The sequence below is a fragment of the Herbaspirillum sp. DW155 genome, from assembly GCF_037076565.1.
In the GTDB taxonomy this organism is placed as follows: domain Bacteria; phylum Pseudomonadota; class Gammaproteobacteria; order Burkholderiales; family Burkholderiaceae_D; genus Herbaspirillum.
On record NZ_AP029028.1, the window covers coordinates 1,046,144 to 1,065,241 of the forward strand.

The following is a 19,098-nucleotide window of genomic DNA, read 5'->3' on the forward strand; positions in this document are numbered from 1 at the left end:
GCTCAGCCCGGGCTGCGGCGCGGTACCAGCAGGTTGCCGGTCATGATGAGCACGGCTTCGTCGTGCTGGTTGTAGGTCGTCACGCGATGGTTCAGGAAGCCCTGTTGCGGCTTGGATTGCGAGGTCTTGATGCCCAGCACTTCGGCCTCCAGGCGCAGCACGTCACCGGGCCGGGTCGGACGCGGCCAGCGGAATTCATCGAAGCCGGCACCGATGATGCCGCCCTGGATGTGCAGGGTATCGACCAGCAGACGCATGGTCAGCGCGGCGGTATGCCAGCCGCTGGCGGCCAGCCCACGGAAGAAGCTTTGCTGCGCCGCCGCCTCGTCGAGATGGAAAGGCTGCGGATCGTACTGGCGGGCGAATTGCTTGACGTCCTCGGCAGTGACGCTGAGGGTGCCGGGCGAGCGAAAAACCTGGCCGGGGTGGAAATCTTCCAGAGTCTTGAGGGGGGGCACGGAGTCTCCCTGTTGCTTGTTATCGATATCGGGCTCCGGACCAGCCGGGCCGGACGCCAAGACAGTATAACGACAGATCGAAACACCAAGGCCGCAGCGGTGTTGCGGCTGCGGCCTTTGGCTCGTCAGGGGTGCGGCAGATGGCTCAGGATGATTTGGACAACTTGCTCAACTGCTGCGTCAGATAACTCTGCCGCGTCTGCATGGTGGCCAGCGTGAGGTTGAGCCGGTTGAACTGGTTGGTGTAGTTGTCCTTCAGGTTCTGCAGGCGCGTATTGGCCGCCGTCTGCTGGTCGGTCACGATCTTGAGGCTGTCCTGCAGGCCCTTGGTCTTGGCCGCCAGCGTGCCACTGTCAGCGAGGATGCCGTCCATCACCTTCTGCAGCTTGGTCACCACCCCGCCGGTACCGGTGAAGAGTTTGCTGACCGCCTCGAAATCCTTGTTGCCCGCCGCCGTCAGCTTGGTGGCGTCCAGTGCCAGCGTGCCATCCTTCTGGAAGGCAATGCCGACCTGCGAGAGATTCATGCTGCCATCGTCACCCAGCGCGCCCAGCATGGTGCTGCGGATCTGCGCCATCATGTTCAGCACCGACGATTCGGCCGCCAGCGGCGAGCCGGTGCTGGCCTGGCCCTTGGTGGTGGAGGGCGTCTGCTTGGTCAGGTTGGCCACGGTCTTGGCCAGGTTGTTGTAAGCGGTGACGAAACTGTTGGCGGCCGTCGATAGCCCGCTGGTGTCATTGGCAATGGACAGCGTGAAATTGTCAGCCGAGGTGGTGACCTTGGCCAGGTTCAGCGTCACGCCCGAAATCGCATTGCTGACCTTGTTGCTGGTGCTGGTCACGGCCACGCCGTCGATGGTGAGTTTGGCATCCTGCGCCTTGGCCAGTTGTCCCATGCTGCTGCCGGACAGGGCGGCATAATCGTTGCTGCCGGTCAGCTGGATGGCATCGGTGCCGGTCGGGGTCAGCACCAGGTGGTCCTGGCTGCCATCGTTGCTGATGCTGGCGGTCACGCCCGTGCTGGCGTTGTTGATGGCCTTCATCACATCGTTGAGGCCAATGGCGCCGCTGCCATCGAGATCGGTCGGGGTGATGGTGAAGGATTTGCTGCCCACCTGCAGCGCCAGGCTGCCCGTGCTGTAGGTCTGGTTGGTCGCCACGCCGGTGGTGGTGACGGTGCCGCTGGGGTCGAAGTTGAAGACGGCGAAATTGCCCGTGCCGCTCACCCGCAGGGAATTGGCTGCGCCGCTGTCCTTGGCGGTGAGCACCAGGTGGTCATTGGTGCCATCGCTGACGATGGCCGCATTCACACCGGCGTCGCTGGCATTGATGGCGTCCCGCACGCCGGCCAGAGAGTTGCTCTTGGGCTGGATCAATACGGTCGAGCCGGTGCCGGTCTTGATCGCCAGCACGCCATTGTCGAAGGTGCTGCCCGGCGCAATGCTGGCCGAGCTGACCTTCACGGCCTGGGCCAGCTGGCTCACGCCGATGCTGTATTTGCCGGCAGCGGCCTTGGTGGCGTCGCGCGGCGCCTGGATCTGGGTGACCGAGCCCGATACGCTGGGGTCATAGCTCAGCCCCGCGAGCGTGTTGTTGGCCGACACCTTGATGGTGTTGGCCGTGCCCCCGGTATTGGATTCGAGCACCAGATGGTCACCGCTGCCATCGGTGACGATGGAAGCCGTCACCCCGGTCTTGCCGGCATTGATGGCATCACGCACGCCCGAGAGCGTGGCATTGGCTTGCAGCGTGATGAAGGTGGGCTGGTTGGTGCCGACCTTGATGGCGATGGAATCGCCGGCATTGAAGGTGGTGCCGCTGGCGTAGCCGCCGGACTTGAGCTTCTGCGACAGGATTTTGGTGGAATCGTCGCTGTTGGCCTCGGCCGTGAAGGGATCGGTGGTCAGGTTGCTCCCGGTACCGGCGTTGGACACGGTGGTCTTCTGCGCGCTGAAGCTGGCCGCCGTCATGACTTTCAAGGCGCTCTGGTAGCTCGACAGCGCATTCTTGAGCGAGCCATAGGCGGAAATGAGCGTGTTGAATGCACTTTCCTTGGTCTTCAGCGGTGTGAGCTTGGACTTGCTTTCGACTGAGATGAGCTGGCTGACCAGCGTCGATACGTCCAGCGGACCGGCCGATGTCGAGATTGTGCCCGTGGAAGTTGCCATCTTGACCCCTATGCAATGATGATTTTCTTATCTTTCGGGAAACTGACGAGGCGTCAGTGACCGTAGAGATTAACGGCACATCTTTACAAAAGTAAAGGGCGATTTGCTGACAAAACGTGATGCTTTTCCGGAATTTTTGTGAGAATTGCCAGGCGAAGGTGGCAACGCGGCGCAAACGCGCTGCATCAATGTAAAGAAACGGGGGACGGGCTGGCGGCCGCAAAGCCAGGCGGGACGGCGCTTGGGAGGCGAAGTGAAGGGGCGAGGGGAGAGCGGACTGCACCCCGCACCGGCAGGGCAGGCCCTGCCGGGTGGCTCAGGTCTGTATGAACTTCTCGAGCGGATAGTGATGCTTGATGAAAGGCGACTTGATGACGATGTAGCTGAAGTACTTCTCGATGCGCAGGTTTTGCTCCAGCAGCGATTCGATCACGCTCTGGTAATGCACCACGCTACGGGTCATGAACTTGAGCAGGTAATCGTAGCCGCCGCTGACCAGGTGGCATTCGATGATCTCGTCGACGTTGCGGATGGTCGCTTCGAACTTGGCGAAGTCTTCGCGGCGATGGTCCGAGAGCGTCACTTCGGTGAAGACGATCTGCACGTCGGCCAGCTTTTCCAGGCGGATGTAGGCGCCGTAGCCGCTGATGTAGCCAGCCTTTTCCAGACGCTTGACGCGGATCAGGCAGGGGCTGGGAGACAGGCCGACGGCATCGGCCAGGATCACATTGGTAATGCGGCTATTTTGCTGCAGGTGACACAAAATCCTCAGATCGATCCGGTCCAGTTTCAACGCGCCGTTAGTCATCATGTTGCCTCGGGTTATTCGACTCAGCCCGCCGGCCTTGCCCGCATGGCAGCAGCAGGAAGGGTGGCGGGATGTAGCAGGGCATTTTAACCGCTCCGGCCGCATTTTCCCCAATGGGCCGGAGGGTTGCTCGCATTGGCCGCTCAGCGCACCGCCTGGCGCACTTCGGGCTGGGCCAGCACTTCGTCCAGAATGGCCCGCAGACGCGCAAACATCAGCGCGAAGTCCGCTTCGGTGTAGCACAGCGCCGGCGCAAAGCCCAGGATGTTGTCGCCGAAGGCGCGGAAGATCAGGCCGTGGCGATAAGCCACCTGGAAGATACGATCATGCAGCTTCAGTTCAGGGGCGAAGCGTGCCTTGGTGTTCTTGTCGGCCACCAGTTCCAGCGCGCCCAGCAAGCCACGGCTGCGCGCATCGCCCACCAGCGGATGATCCAGCAGGGCGCGCAGGCCACCGGCGAAGACCGGTTCCAGACGGCGGCCGTTTTCCAGCAGGCCGCCTTCTTCGTAGAGACGCAGGACTTCCAGCGCCACCGCCGCACTGACCGGATGGGCCGAGTAGGTCTGGCCGTGACCGACCACGGTGGACATCGGCGCGCCATCGGCAATGGCGTTGTACACGCGGTCCGACATCATCACCGCGCCCATCGGTGCATAGCCGGCCGTCAGGCCCTTGGCCATGGTCATCAGGTCAGGCTGCACGTCTTCGTCCAGGCAGGCGAACATGGGACCGGTACGGCCGAAGCCGGTGATGACCTCATCGACCACGAACAGGATATCGAGCTCGTTGCAGGCCAGCTGCATGGCTTTCAACCAGCCCTTGGGCGGCACCACCACGCCACCGGAACCCTGGATCGGTTCGCAGAAGAAGGCGGCCACATTGTCCGCGCCCAGTTCGGCCACCTTGTCGCGCAGCGACTGCACCGAAGCGGCGATGATGGCTTCATCGCCCTGCACGTCGCTGCGATAGGGGTAGGGGGACGGCAGATAATGCTGGGTCGGCAGCGGCAGGTTGAAATTGAAATGGAAGTTGGGCAGTGCCGTCAGGCCGGCACCCACCGAGGACGAACCGTGATAGCCGCGCTGCAGCGAGATGAAATGCTTCTTGCCCGGCTTGCCGATGGAGTTGGTGTAGTGGGTGATGTAGCGGATGGCGGCATCGACCGCATCCGAGCCGCCCAGGGTGAAGTAGACGTGCTTGAGCGAGGCGGGGCTGATGTCCACCAGTTTCTTGGCCAGCAGGATGGCCGGTTCCGAAGCGAAGTGGAAGTAACCGGTGGCATACGGCAGACGCTCCATCTGTTCGGTGGCCGCGCGAATCACGCTTTGCTGGCCATAGCCGGTATTGACGCACCACAGGCCCGAGAAGGCATCCAGCAGCTGCTTGTCCTGATGATCGGTCAGGTAGGCACCCTGGCCGGACTTGAGGATGATAGGGCCCAGCTCTTCATGCTCGCGGAAGCTGGCAACGGGATGGATCAGGTGACTGCGGTCGAGGGCAGCCAGGGCGGAAGTTTGCATAGAGGTGGACTCGCTGGAGATGCGTTGAACAAGGCCGTGCGGGCAAAAGGCACAACCGGCATGGCTTCTATGCTAGTGCGCCCGCCTCGCAGTCGATGCGCAAGATGCGGGGCTGAAATAGCATCTTCATGGGTTTTGCGGGCGGCTTTGGCATTTTCTGCGGCGCCCGCATCGTCGCGCTCAGCTCAGCCCAGCGCCTGATTGACGATGGAGAACAGCTGCATGCCAGGATCGCGCACCGGCGGCTCGCCCTTGCACATGCGCGTGACGTGATCCACGCAAGTCAGGCCCAGCTTGTCGAACCAGGCCGGCAGGCCGGTGGATTCGAACACGTCGATGCGGATGAAGGAATCCGAATAGGTATTGATCCAGTGCGCGATCAGGCCCTTGGCACGCTCGGCATCGGGCGCCACCACCGGGCCGATCACGCGGCCATGGCCGAAGCGGCGTACCAGTGCGAAGCCCAGCATCTCGCCATCGTGGTCCAGCGCCACACCTTCGGAGATGTCCAGCAGCGCCAGCAGCAGCCTGGAGCGGTCCATGCCGGTGGCCTGCGCATCCAGTTCCAGAAGCCGGGTCACGTCATTCTTGCCCATCGGCCGTACGCGCTCGCCGGGCGGCAGCGATACCAGCACCGGCTGGGCTGAAGCGCCCTGGAACTGGTGCAGCACATCGTATTGCACGAAGCCCAGCTGCTTGTACAGCGGCATGCCCGCTGCGGTGGCGTTGACGATCAGGCTGCGGCCATTGACCTGGCTGGCGGCATGCTGCATCAGTCGCCGTCCCAGACCGCGCCGCTGCAATTCGGCCTGCACCAGCAGCATGCCGATGACGGCATATTGCTGGCCATAAGTGGTACATACCACGCTGCCCACGACGGGCAGCGATGCATCCGGCGCGGTATTTTCCAGCAGATAGCCTTGTCCCATCTGGATCAGGAAACTCCAGTCATCCAGCCGGTGCGGCCACTTGAAGCGCAGCGAAAGCCGGTGGCAGTTGTCCAGGTCATCCTCTTCGATGGACCGCAGGCGCAGCTCGGGCAAAGGCTCGCGGGCGCTCTGGAGATCTTGGGTGGGCAGCGCTGGCATGTTGTCTCCTGTTCGTTTCAATGAGAGGGTTGGCACGGGCGGAACGACTCAGAGCTGGCCCTGGCAGACGTACTTGGTGTGCAGGTAGTCGTCCAGCCCATGGACCGAACCTTCGCGGCCGTAACCGGATTCCTTCACGCCGCCGAAAGGCGCCGCTTCCGCAGCCAGCGCACCTTCGTTGACGCCCACGATGCCGCTTTCCAGGGCATCGGTAACGCGATGGATGCGGCGCACGTCAGTCGAGTAGAAGTACGCGGCCAGGCCGAAGGGGGTGGCATTGGCTGCGGCGATGACTTCTTCTTCCGTGGCAAAACGGGTGACCGGCGCCACCGGGCCGAAGGTCTCTTCGCAGCTGCATTGCATGTCGCCGGTGACGTTGGCCAGCACGGTAGGGGCATAGTAATTGTCGCTCTCGAAGCCTGCGCCCTGCAGGCGTTTGCCGCCGGTGATCACCTGCGCACCGCGTCCGATGGCATCGCGCACGTGCTGGTCGATCTTGGCAATCGCACGGGCATTGATCATGGGACCGATCTGCGAGGCCGGATCGGTGGCCGGGCCGACCTTGAGCGCAGCCACGCGCGCGCCCAGCTTGGCCACGAAGGCGTCGTACACCTTCTCTTGCACATAGATGCGATTGGGGCTCACGCAGGTCTGGCCACCGTTGCGGAACTTGGCGGCCATCACGCCATCGATGGCGGCATCCAGCTCGGCGTCGTCAAAGACGATGAAGGGCGCATTGCCGCCCAGCTCCAGCGACAGCTTCTTGAGCGTGTCGGCCGAATGGCGCGCCAGATGCTTGCCCACTGCGGTGGAACCGGTGAAGCTGATCTTGCGTACGCGGGAATCGGCCAGCCACACATCCACCACTTCGGGTGTGCGTTCGCGCGAGGCGGTGACGATATTGATGACGCCAGCCGGCACGCCCGCTTCGAGCGCCAGACGGATCAGCGCCAGCGAGGTCAGCGGGGTATCTTCGGCCGGCTTGCACACCACCGTGCAACCGGCGGCCAGGGCCGGGGCGATCTTGCGGGCGATCATCGCGGCCGGGAAATTCCACGGCGTGATGGCAGCCACCACGCCCACCGGCTCCTTCAGGGCCATCATGCGGCGACCAGTGACCGGGGCCGGGATGATGTCGCCATTGGCGCGCGTGGCTTCTTCACCGAACCATTCCACGTAGCTGGCGGCATAGGCCACCTCGCCCTTGGCTTCGGCCAGGGGCTTGCCCTGTTCGCGCGAGATCAGGCGGCCCAGGTCTTCCTGGTGTGCCAGCAGCAGGTCGTTCCAGCGCTTGATGATGGTGGCGCGCTGCTTGGCTGGCGTCGCGCGCCAGGCCGGGAAGGCCGCCACGGCTGCATCGACCGCCGCACGGGCATCGGCGGCGGTGCCATCGGGCACGCTCGCAAAGACCTGGCCGGTGGCCGGGTCGGTCACGTCCAGACGACGGCCATCGGCCGCATCGCGCCAGTCGGCGCCGATCAGTTGGGTGCCGGGCATCAGGTCCGGGCGTTGCAGTGTCAGAGAGGTCATGGTGAGCATTCAGTAAAAGTTAATGCAACGAACTAAGAGCATTCACGAAAAGTTAATGCAGCAAGCCGGAGGTGTTCACGCCAGCTTGTCCTTGAGCTGGTAGTACAGGCCGATCAGCGGCAGGAACCAGGGCGGCCCGAAGTGACCGGGGATGGCCGGCCACGCGCGGTCGCGCCAGGGGTTGGCCAGCGCATCGCCGGCCATCACGCGGGCCATGCACTGGCCCATGTGGACCGACATCTGGGTGCCGTGGCCGCTGTAGCCCATCGAGTAATACAGGCCGTCGCGCTCGCCGGCCTGCGGCAGGCGGTCGCGGGTCATGTCCACCAGCCCGCCCCAGCAGTAGTCCAGGCGCACCTGGCCCAGTTGCGGGAAGGTCTCGTGCAGCCCCCGGCGCAGGATCTCGCCGCTGGCCGCATCGGATTGCGGACTGGAAATCGCAAAGCGCGCACGGCCGCCGAAGACCAGGCGGGTATCGGGCGTCATGCGGAAATAATGGTGGATGTTGGCCACCGTGGTGTAGGTGCGCTGTCTGGCCAGCAGCGCCGCAGCGCGTTCTGCGCCCAGCGGTTCGGTCACCACGATGAAGCTGCCCACCGGCACGATGCGGCGGCGCAGCCAGCCGAAGCTGCCATAGGCGCCGTGGCGGCTGGCGCCGGTGGCCAGCAGCACCTGTTTGGCCAGCACGGTACCGCGCGCGGTATGCACGCGGTGGCCGTGGCTCTGGCCGATGCGTTCCAGGCGCCGCACTTCGGTGCCGGTGTGGATGGCCGCGCCATGACGTTCGGCGGCAGTGGCCAGGCCGTAGGCGAAGCGGCCCATGTGCATCTGGCCGCTGCGCTTGTAGAGCAGACCGCCGTGGAAGCGCTCGCTTTGCACCTCGGCGCGCACGCGCGCGGCATCGAGGATTTCCACGTCGCTGTCCACGCCATCGGCGATGAGCCGGTCGGCGCTGCGCTGCAGGGCTTCCATCTGATAAGGCCGGGTGGCCATCTTGAGCTTGCCGTGGCGCAGGAAATCGCAGGCGATCTGCTCTTCTTCAACCAGCCGCGCCACCGTATCGACCGCATCGTCATAGGCGTGATACCAGGCCCGTGCGCGGTCCACGCCCACCTTGGCGGCGACCTCGGCATAGTCCACCGCCAGGCCATTGTTGACATGCCCGCCGTTGCGTCCCGAGGCTTCAGCCGCCACGTGCGGGCCGGCTTCCAGCACCACCACGGAAGCGCCGCGCCTGGCCAGCGCCAGGGCCGCCGACAGGCCCGTGAAGCCGCCGCCGACAATGGCCACGTCGACCTGCGCAGGCAGATCGCGGGTGGAAGAAATGTACAGCGGGGCAGAATCGGTCCAGTAGGATTCCAGCTTCATGGTGGTGGCTTCAGGCAGGTGAATGGGGCAGGGCGGTAGTGCTGACGCACCACGCCACGTCATCAAGGATAGAACGCATGGGCCAGCGGGGTGACGCGAACTGGCCTGCGCGAGCGGCACGGCATGCCGTTCTTGCAGGGGCGTTCGACATTTTGTTTGCCATGCGGCATCCCCTGGCGAGTCGGGCTCAGTAGCCGCGCTGACGGTCGATCAGGCCCAGCAGCGGCAGGCCCTCGCGATGGCGGCGCAGGTTCTCCAGCACGGCGTCGACCGCGCCATCAGGCTGGGTCATGCTGGCGATGTGGGGCGTGAGCACGATATCGGGATGGCTCCAGAACGGATGCCCTTGCGGCAGCGGTTCGACCTCGCACACATCCAGCACGGCCGCGCTCAACTGGCCATCGTTGAGCGCGGCCAGCAGATCGTCTTCCACCAGATGACCACCGCGCCCGACGTTGACCAGCGCCGCACCGCGCGGCAATTGCGCAAACAGCGCGCCGTTGAGCAGGCCGCGGGTATCGTCGGTGAGCGGCACCAGGCAGATCAGCACATCGGTGCGTGCCAGGAAATCACGCAGGCCATCGCTGCCGCTGTAGCAGTCGATCCCCTCCATCTGGTGCGCCGAGCGGCTCCAGCCCGCGCAGGGAAAGCCCAGCCCGTGCAACTGCTGCAGCACCGCGCGGCCCAGCATGCCCAGTCCCAGCACGCCCACCCGGCAGGCCGAAGCCGGCCGCACGCGGTGGGCGCGCCAGACCTGTTCGCGCTGCTGGCGGGCATAGAGGCGACTGTCACGGTGCAGGCCCAGCACCGCGTGGGTCACGTACTGCACCATACCGGCGGCAATGCCGGGCTCGGTCATGCGCACCACCGGCAAGTCCGGCGGCAGCGTGGACATGTCGAACTGGTCGATGCCGGCACCGACCGAGAAGAGGATCTCCAGATTGGGGAAGCGCTGGGCGATATCCTCGGGCGGCGTCCATGCCGCCAGATAGCGCACGCTGGTGCCGTCGCCTTCATGCGGCCAGATATGGAAGGGCAGTTCGGGGGCCTTCTGCGCAAACAGTTGCGCCCATTCAGCGCCGCGCACCGGGTCGGCCTTGTAGAGAAAAGTCATGGTGGTGTGTGGTGTTGGTTGTGGCGGGCAATCAGCCCAGCGCCTGGTTGATCATGGAATAGGTGCGCCACGTCTTGCCGATGGCGGGCGGCGTGCCACGGCACATGCTGACCACGTTGTCCACGCAGGTCAGGCCGATTTCCTCCAGCCAGGGTTTGAGGCCGGTGCGGCCCGGTACGTCGATGCGCAGATAGGCACCGGGATAAGCGTGGACCCAATGGGCGATGAGGGTCTTGGCGTCTTCCACCTCGCTGGCAATCACCGGACCGATCACGCGGCCCCGGCCGAACTCGCGCAGGTAGGCCACACCCTTGACCTGGCCGTCCTGTTCCAGCACCGCCACTTCGGAGCGGTCCAGCAGTGGCACCAGCAGGTGGCTGCGGTCCATGCCGCTGGCGTGGCGGTCCAGTGCCAGCAGCGCCGGCACTTCATCCTGGCGCAGCGGGCGGATACGCGCACCGGCGGCCAGTACCGGGGTGGCACGGGCAGTGGTGCTCTGGTGCTGACTCAGGGTATCGGTGACCACGAAGCCCAGCTTTTCATAGAGCGGACGCCCGGCGTCGGTGGCGTTGAGGATGACGTTGCGCGATCCGGCATCCTGCAGCAGGCGCTGCATCATGGCGCGGCCCAGGCCCCGGCCTTGCAGGTCATCCCTGATGATGACCAGACCCAGCGAGGCGTAGTCGTCGCCCACCGGGCACAGCATGCCGCTGCCGGCCACGCTGCGGGTGCCATCCGCTTCTTCCAGTTCGACCACCCAGCCGGAGCTGACCTGATGATGAAACTGCCAGTCGACCAGGCGATGCGGCCAGGACAGGTGAAGACTCATGGCGTGGCAAGTGGCCAGATCCTCGGCGCGCATGGGGCGCAGCATGGTGTGGGTGGCCTGCGCGGCCGTGCTTTCGGTATGCATGAAGCGTGTCCTTGTCAGTACGGTGAAGATGTCGATGAATGCAAACAGCTGGAAAGAAAGACCTGCATCGGTCAAATCATATAAATCGTTTGGATCATTGATCCTGCCTGCGCTGCGCACGCCAGGTCCGCAACGCTACCCCAGCGATGATGCACCGGGGACGGCATAGAACGGCAGTTTTCCGGCACGCCAATTCGCAATCTTATGGCGATCTGCCCCCTCTTCTCGGCACAAAATTGGGCGGCACCGGCAGTAGCATGGTGCAGCCGACACAGGCTCTGCCCGGGCAGTGCCGCCGGTGGCGCAAGAGGATACCGATGTGTCATGGGCGGCGTAAAGCGGCCCCGGAAATGGCCCGGCCTGCGGACACAATCTGCACCAGCCTGGTGAAAACGCCCCAAAGCAGCGCAGCCGGACCGTATTGCTGCACTGCTCGGCAAGCTATGCTGATTGGGCCGTCGAAAACACATATTTCTGTTTCGCGGCCCGGTCAAAAAGGAATAAATCGCAAGTTTCGCTATGTTGTAATCCTCCCCATGCAGTGAACCGCAATCCCGCAGATGAGCAGCATCCAGCGCAGGGCCGACAGGTGATGCGCCCCCTTTTTTGACAGGACGATTTTCCATGAGCATTTTCAAGCCCAAATTCATTACCTTCGATTGCTACGGCACCCTGACCCGCTTCCAGATGTCGGAAACCGCACAGAAGATCTACGCCGATCGCGTCTCCGCCGAAGACATGCCGTTCTTCCTGCGTCAGTTCGCCGCTTACCGCCTGGATGAAGTGCTGGACCAGTGGAAGCCCTACGAACAGGTCTGCAAGAACGCCATCACCCGCACCTGTGAACGCTGGGGCATCAAGACCAATGACGAGGAAACCGGCGCCTTCTACAAGGCCGTGCCGACCTGGGGGCCGCACGCCGACGTGCCGGAGGGCCTGTCCAAGGTCGCCAAGGAATTCCCGCTGGTGATCTTCTCCAATGCCGACGACAGCCAGATCATGCACAACGTCGAGAAACTGGGCGCGCCCTTCCACAAGGTCTTCACCGCCCAGCAGGCCCAGGCCTACAAGCCGCGCCTGCGCGCCTTCGAATACATGCTCGACAACCTGAACTGCAATCCGGAAGACGTGCTGCACGTTTCCTCCAGCCTGCGCTACGACCTCATGCCGGCCGCCGACATGGGCATCAAGAACAAGGTCTTCGTGGCACGCGGTCATGAGCCCTCGACGCCGTACTACGGCTATACCGAAATCAAGGACATCTCCGGCCTGCCGGGTGTGCTGGGTCTGTAAGGCGCTTGTCAGCAGTGAGGGAGCTGCATGCCTCCCGTGCAGTTTCCGTATTTCCCGGTGTGCTCCCGCGCTGGTATCAAAGTTGCGAGGAGTGGGCCGGACCCAACAGGCGGCCTGCCCTCCCGAGGGATCTGCAAAATGCAGACGGCAGGGCAGGCCGGTGGTCTTCGTGGTTGAACTTTTATCGTGAGGCATTTCATGAGCAAGCAGGAAAACGGACGTCACCCAAGTGAGGGAACCCTCATCACCGGCGATACGCTGGAACACGCCCACGGCGGCTTCACCCGCCGCGACATGATGCGCACCCTGCTGGCCGGCAGCATCATGACCATGGGCGGCACGGGTCTGTTGACCGCCAGCGGCAGCGTCATGGCGCAGACCGGCAAGCGCGGCGGCAAGATGCGCATCGCCACCCAGACCAGCTCCACCGCCGATACTCTGGACCCGGCCAAGACAGCGCACTCCACCGATTACACCCGGGTGCACATGTTCTACAACGGCCTGACCAAGCTCGATGGCAAGCTGGCCCCGCAAATGGTGCTGGCCGAGGAAATGCTGACCAACGACGCCATCACCTGGACCGTCAAGCTCAGGAAGGGCGTCGTGTTCCACGATGGCAAGCCCCTGACCCCGGCCGACGTGGTGTATTCGATCATGCGCCACAAGGACCCGGCGACCGCCTCCAAGGTCAAGGTGGTGGCCGACCAGTTCGAATCGGTCAAGGCCACCGGCCCTAACGAAGTCCAGATCAAGCTCACCAGCGCCAACGCCGACCTGCCGGTGATCCTGGCGACCGCGCAGTTCCTCATCATCCGTGATGGCACCACCGACTTCAGCACCCCCAACGGCACCGGCGCCTTCAAGGTCAAGGAATTCACCCCCGGCGTGCGCACCATCGGCGTGCGCAACGAAAACTACTGGAAGCCGGGCCTGCCCTATCTGGATGAAGTCGAACTGTTCGGCATTCCCGATGAAGCCGCACGTGTCAATGCGCTGCTCTCCGGCGACGTGCACTGGATCAACGACGTCAACGCCCGCTCCACCGGCCGCGTCAAGAGCACGCCCGGCTATACCGTCATGGAAACCAAGTCGGGGCAGTACACCGATCTGGTCATGCGCCAGGACGTGGCCCCCGGCAGCAGCATGGATTTCACGCTGGGCATGAAGTATCTGCTGGACCGCGAGCAGATCAAGATGGCCGCCTTCCGTGGCTATGCCGTCACCGCCAACGACCAGCCGATCGACCCGACCAACCGCTTCTACTTCGCCGGTCTGCCGCAACGTCCCTACGATCCGGACAAGGCCAAGTTCCACCTGCAGAAGGCCGGTGTGCTGGGCAGCACCATCCCGGTGGTCGCCTCGGTGGCCGCGACCGGCTCGGTCGACATGGCCGTGCTGATGCAGCAGAGCGCCGCCAAGATCGGGCTGAAGCTGGATGTGAAGCGCGTACCGGCCGACGGCTACTGGTCCAACCAGTGGATGAAGGTGCCGGTGGGCTTCGGCAACATCAACCCGCGCCCCAGCGCCGATATCCTGCTGACCCAGTTCTTCAAGTCTGACGCCCAGTGGAACGAATCGGGCTGGAAGAATCCCCAGTTCGACCAGCTGGTGGTGGCCGCACGCGGCGAGACCGACTTCAACAAGCGCAAGGCGATGTATGCCGACATGCAGACCCTGATCCACGAGAAGTGCGGCCTGGGCATCCCGGTCTTCATCATCAACCTGGAAGGTGTCAGCACCAAGGTCAAGGGCATCGATCCGGTGCCGCTGGGTGCGTTCATGAACTACACCTGTGCCGAGTACGTCTGGCTGGACGCGTGAGGGGGATATCGCTTTGTGTGACCTGAGCGATGTCGGTCCGGACTGAATAACGGCATGGCCGCGTATCGAAGGCGCACCGACGGAGCGCCTTCGATATGGCCTTTGCAGACCTGCTCAGTGCCAATGGTATGAGATGTTGAGAGCAGGCAGTCCGGGTACATCCTGATGTCTGGCTCAGTGCACGGGTAAATCCCTGTGGTTAGTTACCGAGGAAAGCTATGAATGGAATGGTCCTGCGTCTGATCGTGCGCTGCCTGCTGCAGGCGGTGCTGACGCTATTGCTGGTCTCGGCCGGCGTGTTCTTCATCACCAACCTGCTGCCGGGCGACGCCGCCCAGACCGCCCTGGGCCAGGCTGCCACGCCCGAAACGGTGGCCGCGCTGCGCCTGCAATACGGACTGGACCTGCCAGCGCCGGTGCGTTATGCCCACTGGCTGGGCAATCTGCTGTCGGGCAATCCCGGCATGTCGCTGGTCAACCATGTGCCGGTGTCGCAGATGATCGGCGGCCGCCTGCCGGCCTCGCTCACGCTGGCCGCCGTGACCGCGCTGGTATCGGTGCCGCTGGCGCTGTTCCTGGGCATCTTCTCGGCCATGTATCGCGGTTCCCTGTTTGATCGTGTCGTCAACGTCAGTGCCGTGTCGATGGTGTCGGTGCCGGAATTTCTGGTGGCGACGGTGGCAGTGATCATCTTCGCGGTCAAGCTGCGCTGGCTCTCCGCGCTGTCGCACGCCGGCGATGCCGCGACCCTGGGGGCCTTCATCAAGGCCTATGCCATGCCGGTGATGACCCTGTGCTGCGTGATCGTGGCCCAGATGACGCGTATGACCCGCGCCGCCGTGATCGACCAGCTGCGCTCCTCCTATGCCGAGATGGCCTTGTTGAAGGGCGTCAGGCGCACCCGCATCGTGCTGCGCCACGCCTTGCCCAACGCCATCGGCCCGATTGCCAATGCGGTGGCCCTGAGCCTGTCCTACCTGCTGGGCGGGGTCGTCATCGTCGAAAGCATCTTCAATTATCCCGGCATCGCCACCTTGATGATCGATGCCGTGACCACGCGCGACATGCCGCTGGTGCAAGCCTGTTCCATGATCTTCTGCGCCGGCTACCTGCTGCTGGTGCTCACCGCCGATGTCGTTGCGATTCTCTCCAATCCAAGGTTGAAGACCCGATGAAAACCCTCCACGACTCCACCGGCGCCGAGGCGGGCGCCCCGGCCGCCGCCTCTGCACCTGCTTGCGCTGCGGCAGTGGCCGTACCTGCGAAGCGCGTGCGCCGTCATTCGACCATGGCCTGGATCGGCATGGGCATCGTCGGCTTCTGGATCCTGATGGCCATCATCGGCCCCAGCATCTCGCCCTACGACGCCACCGCCATCGTCGATACCGACGTGTTCACCGGCATGAGCCGCCAGTTCCTGCTGGGTAGCGACTACCTGGGCCGCGACATGTTGAGCCGCATTCTCTTCGGCACCCGTGCCACCATCGGCCTGGCCCTGCTCTCCACCGTGCTGGCCAGCGTCAGCGGTACGGCGCTGGCGCTCTTTGCGGCCTTCTCGGGCGGCTGGCGCGATGCCGTCATCAGCCGTGCGCTCGATGCCCTGATCTCCATTCCCAGCAAGATGTTCGCGCTGATGATGGTGGCCACCTTCGGCTCCTCCATGCCACTGCTGGTCATCACCGCCGCCATCACCTACATGCCCGGTGCCTACCGCATCGCCCGTTCGGTGGCGGTCAACGTGCAGGCCATGGAATACGTGCAGGCCGCGCGTGCCCGCGGCGAAGGCGTGTGGTACATCATGACCGTGGAAATGCTGCCCAACATGATCCGCCCGGTGCTGGCCGATTTCGGTCTGCGCTTCGTCTACGTGGTGCTGCTGCTGTCGGGACTGAGTTTCCTCTCGCTGGGCGTGCAGCCGCCCGACGCCGACTGGGGCTCGCTGGTGCGCGAAAACATTTCCGGCCTGGGCGAGGGGGCCCTGGCGGTGATCATGCCGGCGCTGGCGATTGCCTCGCTGACCATCGGCGTGAACCTCTTGATCGACAACCTGCGCAGCAAGCGCGCTGCCAAGGAGTAAGCCTGTGAAGCAATTCGATATCTTCCTCGGCAAGGAAAGCGGCGCCGGCAGTCACGGGGGCGCAGGAAAAAGTGCCGCCGCGCGTCCCCTGGTCGAGGTCCAGGGCCTGCGCGTGAATGCGCGCAAAGACGACGGCAGCCAGATCGAGATCGTCAAGAACGTCAACTTCACCGTGGCGCGCGGCGAGGTGCTGGCCCTGATCGGTGAATCCGGTTCCGGCAAGACCACCATTGCGCTGTCGCTGCTGGGCTATGCGCGTTCGGGCTGCCACATTGCCGGTGGCCAGGTGCGCATCGGCCATCGCCAGATCGACCAGATGGATGAAAAGGCGCTGTTGGCCATGCGCGGCCACCACGTGGCCTATATCGCGCAAAGTGCGGCATCGGCCTTCAACCCGGCACGCACGCTGATGGATCAGGTGATCGAGAGCGCCCTGCAGCACGGCGTGATGGACAAGGCCAGCGCCATGCGCAAGGCCGTCGAACTGTTCCGCGCACTGGCCCTGCCGAACCCGGACAAGATCGGCGAACGTTATCCGCACCAGGTCTCGGGCGGCCAGCTGCAGCGCGTGATGGCGGCCATGGCCCTGATCACCGATCCGGAACTGGTGATCCTGGACGAACCCACCACCGCCCTGGACGTAACTACCCAGATCGAGGTGCTGCGCGCCTTCAAGAAGGTGGTCAAGGACATCGGTACCACCGCCGTCTATGTCTCGCACGACCTGGCCGTGGTGGCACAGATGGCCGACCGCATCATCGTGCTGCGCGACGGCGCCGTGCGCGAAGTCGGTGCCACCGGTCAGGTGCTGCATGCCCCGGCCGATAGTTACACGCAAAGCCTGATCGCCGCCGCCTCGCCTGCGGCCCGCGTGGTGCAGCTGCGCGAGATCCTGCCCGAGACGCTGCCCGCCGAGGCCAGTGCACCGCTGCTGCGCATCAGCGGTCTGGTGGCCGGATATGGTGCGCCGGACCGGCTGGGCCTGCCGGGCGTGCGCATCCTGGACGACATCAACCTCACCATCCAGCGCGGCAGCACCGTGGGCATCATCGGCGAATCCGGTTCCGGCAAGACCACCCTGGCGCGCGCCGTGGCCGGCATGATCGCGCCGGCGCGCGGCACCATCCAGCTCGATGGGCAGAACCTCTCGCCCACGCTCGAAGGCCGCACCCGCGAACAATTCCGCCGCGTGCAGATCGTGTTCCAGAACGCCGACACCGCGCTCAACCCGGCGCACACCATCGGCCGCATCCTCAATCGTCCGCTGTCCTTCTATCACGGCCTGAAGGGTGAGGCCATGCGCCGCCGCACGGCCGAACTGCTGGATCTGGTCAAGCTGCCTTCCAGCGTGATCGACCGCCTGCCGGCAGAACTCTCGGGTGGACAGAAGCAGCGCGTGAACCTGGCCCGGGCACTGGCGGCCAAGCCCGACCTGATCCTGTGCGACGAAGTGACCTCGGCGCTGGATACCGTGGTGGCCGCCGCCATCCTCGAACTGCTGGCCGAACTGCGGCGCGAGCTGCAGGTGTCCTACATGTTCATCAGCCATGACATCAGCACCGTGCGCGCCATCTGCGACGACATCGTGGTGCTCTATGCCGGCCGCATGGTGGCCAGCCGTCCGCGCGAGGCCATGATGGCGCCGCCCTATCACCCCTATTCGCACCTGCTGCTGTCGTCGGTGCCGGCCATGCAGCAAGGCTGGCTGGAGCAGGTGGCCGGCGCCGGCCAGCACAAGCTGCCACCCATCGGCGCGGTCGATCCCTCGCCGGAAATCTGCGCCTTCCTGCCGCGCTGTGCACTGCGCGTCGATGGCGTGTGCAACGTGGTGCCGCCGCGTCGCCGCAACATGGAGCACGGCGGCGAGATCCTCTGCCATCGCTCGGACGCCGATCTGCAGCAGTCGCAGATGCCGCTGGTACCGGTGGAGGGCATCACGGTCTGATCCCCGGCGCGGCCAGCGCTCTGTGTGCAGGGTGGCCGTTCATGACGGGCTGCCGAGGCCGCACCAGAGCATTAAGCGAAATTTAATGCTGGATTCGAAGAGCATTAATCACAGCCACATGCCGGCGCCGTAGCATCGTCGTACATCACATGCCACCGGCCAGGGTGCCGGGCCATGAAGAAAAGATTCGGGCAGGACCGCAAGAGACCAGCCGTGCTGGCCGGACGGTCCCGCCCACCCTCAAGGAAACAGGAGAAAAAATGACTGCAGCGTTGGTGTTGTACCGTGCCTCTGGCGCGCCCTTGTCCACTCAATTCCGTGCCGCCGCGCTGGGTGCGGCCGATCCCTTTGCGTCCTCGCGCGAGATTGCCTGGCAGGGCGTTGGCGGCATGAGCGCAGGCCGTCTGCGCTTCGAAGGCGCCCTCGACATCGCCCGCTTCCCCCATCAGGAAACCCTGGTGGTGGTGCAGGGCGAACTGCGCATCGATGCCGAAGGCGCAGCGCCGCTGGTGCTCAAGCCTGATAGCGGCGTGGTCATCGCCACCGGCGCGGCCGTGCGCATCACCGCCACCGAACCCACCCTGGTCGTGTTCTGCGCCGCCGAGTGCCCGCAGCCGGTGCAGCCGGGCGTGTTCCCGCTGGTGGCCGAGGCCAACTTCAAGCCCTCGATGAACTCGCTGCCCAAGGAAATCCTGCTGGGCGACGTGCCCACCTGCCGCAGCGACAACGTGGTCGACGAAAGCTCCATCCACTGCAAGATCGGCACCTGGGATTCCACGCCCTATCACCGCATCGTGCGCCCCCACCCGGTCAACGAGTTCATGCATATCCTCGATGGCGGCGTGCGCTTTGCCGAGCCCGATGGCAGCGTGGTGTCGGTGGAACGCGGCGATGCCGTCTTCGTGCCGCTGGGTGCCGCCATCGGCTGGGAGAGCAGCACGCGCGTGGCCAAGTTCTACGTCGTGCAAAGCGTACCGGCCGAAGGAGGAAAGTAAG

The 19,098-nt window shown here is 64.4% G+C and carries 15 protein-coding genes; 6 read left to right on the forward strand and 9 right to left on the reverse strand.

Features of this window, described 5'->3' with window-relative positions; all coding sequences use genetic code 11:
- Positions 1 to 2: 2 nt before the first annotated feature.
- The 9 genes from AACH55_RS04735 to AACH55_RS04775 all read right to left on the reverse strand — a co-directional run bounded on the left by AACH55_RS04735 (position 3) and on the right by AACH55_RS04775 (position 10,966).
- Positions 3 to 458, reverse strand: coding sequence for a MaoC family dehydratase (locus AACH55_RS04735; protein WP_338718279.1), 456 nt, complete (start codon positions 456 to 458; stop codon positions 3 to 5).
- Positions 459 to 603: 145 nt separating this feature from the next.
- A complete protein-coding gene (gene fliD / locus AACH55_RS04740; protein WP_338718280.1) occupies positions 604 to 2,625 on the reverse strand; it encodes a flagellar filament capping protein FliD in 2,022 nt (673 codons plus the stop codon).
- Positions 2,626 to 2,941: 316 nt separating this feature from the next.
- Entirely contained in the window at positions 2,942 to 3,436 is a 495-nt protein-coding gene (locus AACH55_RS04745) for an Lrp/AsnC family transcriptional regulator (RefSeq protein WP_081486017.1), read from the reverse strand.
- 140 nt (positions 3,437 to 3,576) lie between these two features.
- Positions 3,577 to 4,953, reverse strand: coding sequence for an aspartate aminotransferase family protein (locus AACH55_RS04750; protein ID WP_338718281.1), 1,377 nt, complete (start codon positions 4,951 to 4,953; stop codon positions 3,577 to 3,579).
- 185 nt (positions 4,954 to 5,138) lie between these two features.
- Positions 5,139 to 6,041: a GNAT family N-acetyltransferase gene (locus AACH55_RS04755; RefSeq protein WP_338718282.1), complete on the reverse strand. Its 903-nt coding sequence runs from the start codon at positions 6,039 to 6,041 to the stop codon at positions 5,139 to 5,141.
- A gap of 48 nt (positions 6,042 to 6,089) precedes the next feature.
- Positions 6,090 to 7,571 carry an NAD-dependent succinate-semialdehyde dehydrogenase gene (locus AACH55_RS04760; RefSeq protein ID WP_338718283.1) on the reverse strand — a complete coding sequence of 494 codons (1,482 nt, stop codon included), beginning with the start codon at positions 7,569 to 7,571 and terminating at the stop codon, positions 6,090 to 6,092.
- A gap of 75 nt (positions 7,572 to 7,646) precedes the next feature.
- Positions 7,647 to 8,939 carry an FAD-binding oxidoreductase gene (locus tag AACH55_RS04765; protein ID WP_338718284.1) on the reverse strand — a complete coding sequence of 431 codons (1,293 nt, stop codon included), beginning with the start codon at positions 8,937 to 8,939 and terminating at the stop codon, positions 7,647 to 7,649.
- Positions 8,940 to 9,126: 187 nt separating this feature from the next.
- Positions 9,127 to 10,053, reverse strand: a complete 927-nt coding sequence (locus tag AACH55_RS04770) for a glyoxylate/hydroxypyruvate reductase A (protein WP_338718285.1) — start codon at positions 10,051 to 10,053, stop codon at positions 9,127 to 9,129.
- A 31-nt stretch (positions 10,054 to 10,084) separates the two neighbouring features.
- Entirely contained in the window at positions 10,085 to 10,966 is an 882-nt protein-coding gene (locus AACH55_RS04775) for a GNAT family N-acetyltransferase (RefSeq protein ID WP_338718286.1), read from the reverse strand.
- 624 nt (positions 10,967 to 11,590) lie between these two features.
- On the opposite strand from AACH55_RS04775, the gene AACH55_RS04780 reads away from it, so the two are divergent.
- The 6 genes from AACH55_RS04780 (at position 11,591) to AACH55_RS04805 (ending at position 19,097) form a co-directional block, all read left to right on the forward strand.
- The gene (locus AACH55_RS04780; RefSeq protein ID WP_338718287.1) at positions 11,591 to 12,259 is read left to right on the forward strand and encodes a haloacid dehalogenase type II; all 669 of its coding nucleotides are present in this window, start codon (positions 11,591 to 11,593) and stop codon (positions 12,257 to 12,259) included.
- Between the two features lie 198 nt (positions 12,260 to 12,457).
- Positions 12,458 to 14,080, forward strand: a complete 1,623-nt coding sequence (locus AACH55_RS04785) for an ABC transporter substrate-binding protein (protein ID WP_338718288.1) — start codon at positions 12,458 to 12,460, stop codon at positions 14,078 to 14,080.
- Positions 14,081 to 14,298: 218 nt separating this feature from the next.
- A complete protein-coding gene (locus AACH55_RS04790) occupies positions 14,299 to 15,255 on the forward strand; it encodes an ABC transporter permease (protein ID WP_338718289.1) in 957 nt (318 codons plus the stop codon).
- Positions 15,252 to 16,157, forward strand: a complete 906-nt coding sequence (locus AACH55_RS04795; RefSeq protein WP_338718290.1) for an ABC transporter permease — start codon at positions 15,252 to 15,254, stop codon at positions 16,155 to 16,157. Before AACH55_RS04790 ends, AACH55_RS04795 begins: the two co-directional genes overlap by 4 nt.
- Positions 16,158 to 16,161: 4 nt before the next feature.
- Positions 16,162 to 18,102: an ABC transporter ATP-binding protein gene (locus AACH55_RS04800; protein ID WP_338718291.1), complete on the forward strand. Its 1,941-nt coding sequence runs from the start codon at positions 16,162 to 16,164 to the stop codon at positions 18,100 to 18,102.
- Positions 18,103 to 18,362: 260 nt separating this feature from the next.
- A complete protein-coding gene (locus tag AACH55_RS04805) occupies positions 18,363 to 19,097 on the forward strand; it encodes a cupin domain-containing protein (RefSeq protein ID WP_338718292.1) in 735 nt (244 codons plus the stop codon).
- Position 19,098 lies beyond the last annotated feature (1 nt).

What these genes read in the sequence shown, in the direction of transcription:
- AACH55_RS04790 (WP_338718289.1), top strand. Translation starts at nt 14,299, where the DNA reads ATGAATGGAATGGTCCTGCGTCTGATCGTGCGCTGCCTGCTGCAGGCG.
- fliD (WP_338718280.1), bottom strand. Translation starts at nt 2,625, where the DNA reads ATGGCAACTTCCACGGGCACAATCTCGACATCGGCCGGTCCGCTGGAC.
- AACH55_RS04745 (WP_081486017.1), bottom strand. Translation starts at nt 3,436, where the DNA reads ATGATGACTAACGGCGCGTTGAAACTGGACCGGATCGATCTGAGGATT.
- AACH55_RS04770 (WP_338718285.1), bottom strand. Translation starts at nt 10,053, where the DNA reads ATGACTTTTCTCTACAAGGCCGACCCGGTGCGCGGCGCTGAATGGGCG.
- AACH55_RS04755 (WP_338718282.1), bottom strand. Translation starts at nt 6,041, where the DNA reads ATGCCAGCGCTGCCCACCCAAGATCTCCAGAGCGCCCGCGAGCCTTTG.
- AACH55_RS04775 (WP_338718286.1), bottom strand. Translation starts at nt 10,966, where the DNA reads ATGCATACCGAAAGCACGGCCGCGCAGGCCACCCACACCATGCTGCGC.
- AACH55_RS04780 (WP_338718287.1), top strand. Translation starts at nt 11,591, where the DNA reads ATGAGCATTTTCAAGCCCAAATTCATTACCTTCGATTGCTACGGCACC.
- AACH55_RS04795 (WP_338718290.1), top strand. Translation starts at nt 15,252, where the DNA reads ATGAAAACCCTCCACGACTCCACCGGCGCCGAGGCGGGCGCCCCGGCC.
- AACH55_RS04785 (WP_338718288.1), top strand. Translation starts at nt 12,458, where the DNA reads ATGAGCAAGCAGGAAAACGGACGTCACCCAAGTGAGGGAACCCTCATC.
- AACH55_RS04750 (WP_338718281.1), bottom strand. Translation starts at nt 4,953, where the DNA reads ATGCAAACTTCCGCCCTGGCTGCCCTCGACCGCAGTCACCTGATCCAT.
- AACH55_RS04765 (WP_338718284.1), bottom strand. Translation starts at nt 8,939, where the DNA reads ATGAAGCTGGAATCCTACTGGACCGATTCTGCCCCGCTGTACATTTCT.
- AACH55_RS04760 (WP_338718283.1), bottom strand. Translation starts at nt 7,571, where the DNA reads ATGACCTCTCTGACACTGCAACGCCCGGACCTGATGCCCGGCACCCAA.
- AACH55_RS04805 (WP_338718292.1), top strand. Translation starts at nt 18,363, where the DNA reads ATGACTGCAGCGTTGGTGTTGTACCGTGCCTCTGGCGCGCCCTTGTCC.